General features: G+C 50.5%; 2 pseudogenes. Both read right to left on the reverse strand.

The window, feature by feature from the left end:
* Positions 1-85: 85 nt before the first annotated feature.
* A pseudogene (locus BGK49_RS12730) lies at positions 86-1,559 on the reverse strand (replication endonuclease); the annotation flags it as partial.
* A pseudogene (locus BGK49_RS12735) lies at positions 1,556-2,194 on the reverse strand (Dam family site-specific DNA-(adenine-N6)-methyltransferase); the annotation flags it as partial. The pseudogenes BGK49_RS12730 and BGK49_RS12735, both read right to left, overlap by 4 nt.
* Positions 2,195-2,293 lie beyond the last annotated feature (99 nt).

A 2,293-nucleotide genomic window follows, 5' to 3' on the forward strand; every position in this document is an offset into this window, starting at 1 on the left:
TCTGCATATCTGACACTTTGGTTCCCACTACTTATTTGGTGGACACCACTTTGTCTAATTCGTCAGATTCTGACCAGACGGTTCAGGCTGTACGCTTACCGTCAATGTTCTTACTGATGTATTTCGCGATGTAGCTTGTCGGCGTTCCTTTGCGCGGGTTTATCAGCTCATATTTAAAGCGTGGACCAGTGTTATTACCCAGTTCCTCGCGGTCTTCACGGATGGCAAACTTACGCAACAATGCAGTAATGGCGCGGCGGTCTTTTTTGCGCATAAAACACAACAGGTGCCAGTGAACTGTACCGTCATGATGCGGCTCAGCCACCCGCACGCCATACCAGCGCAACCCGGCTTTGTGCATCGCCTTACGAAATGCAGCAAACATGCCGACCAGATAATCGCTGCTTTGTCTTACCGTCGCATTTGTCCAGGTTGGGTTTGGTCTGCCGTTATTGAGCGTGGAATGGAAACGTGACGGACAGGTAATGGTGTAGAAAACGGCGCAGTCACCGCGCATTTCCGCGATAAGCTCCAGACCTTTAACACAGGCCATCATCTCATTGCGGCGGTGCGCCGGGTTGCTGCTGCTGGCGTTTACCACGTCTTCCATATCCAGCGTGTCGCCCTCTTCGTTCACCAGTTCATGAGAACGGAAAAACTCCAATGACTTGCGGCGCTGCTCACGTTTATGCATCACGGCTTCATAGCTGACATAGGGAGATGCTTTTTTGCTGACCAGGCAGACAGCACGCAACTGCTCTTCCCGCCATTCGCAACGCATTTTCCATAATTTCCGGTACCACCAGTCGGCGCACAACATACGCGCCAGCGAACCCGGAATGAGTTCATAGGGCACGGGTTTACGGCGGTTTCTTTTCCGACGGAGTTGCTCAAACGCAGGCGGGATGACATCCAGACGCAGGGTTTCCGCTGCCACCTTTTCCCATGTCTTGCGGATTTCTTCTGGCTTAACGTCATCGGTGGCATACAAATCACCACAAGCTGCATCAAGGCACATGCTCATATGCGCAGCGACAAGGGTAGACAGGCGTTTCACCTGATCCTGACTCATTTCAGGCAGAATCAGCAGGCCGTCCAGCCCTACATGGCTTGCCATAAAACGAAAAGATGCAGATAGCTGGCTGTCGCGTACATGCTCCAGTCGTTCCAGACATGGCTTAATCGTCTCACGTAAATAGCGGGAATAAGCCTTTGGCCTGCCCAGGCTGCTGAAGTATTCAATACGTTGCATCAGCGGCTTGCTGATATGGGAAGGCTGGGCGTTGACGTCCGCCAGAATGACCATATCCGGATTAAAACGCTGCTGCTCATGCGCCAGCTTTGCCCGGCTAATGAGCTTATCCTGCTCCATTTCGTGCTGGACAGGATCACGTGATTCATAAAAAAAATAACGCTCCCAGACCTGATCACTCAGTGCCTCGCGGCGCAACTTCCGCCGGGTCCAGATAAGGGTTAATGGCCTTTTTCGGGCTGTTCCATGAGAACGCTGCGGCAGCCTCGTTAAAGCCGCAGCAGTTGTTCATATCGGCATGGCTCATGCACGTACTCCGTACACGGCAGAACTATCCACGCCACGCGAATAATCAAATCCCACCCAGCAGCGCGGCCCGGAAACAGCAATGATTTCTGTTGCTGATTTACCCTCGCCAGCTGCCACACCGATGCTGCGTTTTACCTTGATATAGTGGTGAGTAAAATTGCAATACAGCGAACGGATCAGGGATGTGTCACTGTTAGAAACAATGACCGGATGTCCTTCTGATGACCGATGTTCAAGAACGGATGCTAGGTGATACTGGTCATCTTCAGTGAAACCATCAGTGTGATAGCCGGAAAACGTACCGTCATACGGTGGATCGCAATACACCACATCCCCCGCCTTCAACATCGCCAGCGTTTCATCAAAGCTGGCGCAGATAAACGTTGCTCGCTGGGCTTTTTCTGCAAATGCGCGAATTTCTTTTTCAGGGAAATACGGATTTTTATAATTGCCGTAGGGAATGTTGAAATGCCCGCTCTTGTTATAGCGACATAAACCACGGTAACCGTGACGATTGAGATACAGGAAATATACCGCTTTCATGAAATCAGTAATTTCAGTTGAGTAATTAAACTCCTGCCTTATGTTGTAATAAGCCACCTCCCTGTTTGCGATCTCAAATAAAACTCTGGCGTGAAGTGGTCAACAAAAACTGGCCACCGAGTTAGAGTTTTTCCAGTATCGATTTTCCGATTCGTTTGGGGGTAACCCACCGTTATATTCGTGCGGTCT

It is taken from the genome of Shigella sp. FC1544 (genome assembly GCF_001722145.1).
In the GTDB taxonomy this organism is placed as follows: Bacteria; Pseudomonadota; Gammaproteobacteria; order Enterobacterales; family Enterobacteriaceae; genus Escherichia; species Escherichia coli.